Below are 972 nucleotides of genomic sequence, written 5' to 3' on the forward strand. Positions count from 1 at the left end.
ATTCAAGTAATTTCGGCTGACAACAGAATTGTAAGCGTATCAAATCCTGGAAGTCTTTTGTCTGGATTTTCATATGGTATTTCAACAATATCAAGTGGACAAAATGCTGGTTCAGCAACTCTGGGAGTTACACTAAATGGAATAGGAGGANGCCAGTAGGGAACAAAATAGCATTTGATAGAGATGGCCATGCTACTTTATTTTTGACATTACTTGATTCCATTAACAGACCTGAGACATCAGATAAACCAATTCAATACGTAATAAAACCCACTAACGATGTGATACGCATCACTCCTGGTAACACATTTTTACCAGTAACTCTATCCCGTAACCAGTTCACCCCTAATCAGAATACTACCACAATCATTACTGAACCTGTAGGAGTAGATGCAAATCCTAGCCTAGTGTCTTCAGCCCAGTTTGATCTAGTCCAAACATCATCTACGTTAATGGTAACTACTGCACTTCCAGAAATCACGGGCTTTACAAGTGAGAACCCCATAGGAACAGTTCAATTAGTCGATCAATATGGAAATCCAGATCCAGCCCAAGATGACATTACCGTCAATCTATCATCAAATTCAACCAATAGCCAAGTACCTTCATCAATAACGATTCCAAAAGGAAGTTCTTTTGCTGAGTTCTCAATTATAACAAATGCAAAGAAGGTTGAGAACGACGGCATCATTGCATCGGCAAATGGTTTCAAAGACTCACAGACTACACTAAAAGTAAAACCTGTACTTCCAAAATTAATCATTAAAGCAGATACTACACACATAGACTTGAATACGCAAGTAGGAATAAATCTATACATAAAGGACGAATTTGGCGATCCCGCAAGTAATGTAGACCTAAGTATCACTCCATCAGCTAATTCAACGGTAACACCAGATACTGTCAAGACAGGTGATGATGGTATTGCAGGATTTTTTGTCAAAACATCACAGGGACCACAGGTATCACTTA

Annotated in this window: 1 protein-coding gene; it reads left to right on the forward strand. The window is 38.6% G+C overall.

Annotated features, from left to right (window positions below):
• Positions 1 to 203: 203 nt before the first annotated feature.
• Positions 204 to 972: hypothetical protein (locus DYY66_RS05645; RefSeq protein WP_166286951.1), on the forward strand; the 769-nt coding region annotated here is incomplete at its 3' end.

The organism is Candidatus Nitrosotalea sp. FS, assembly GCF_011319475.1.
Taxonomy (GTDB): Archaea; Thermoproteota; Nitrososphaeria; order Nitrososphaerales; family Nitrosopumilaceae; genus Nitrosotalea.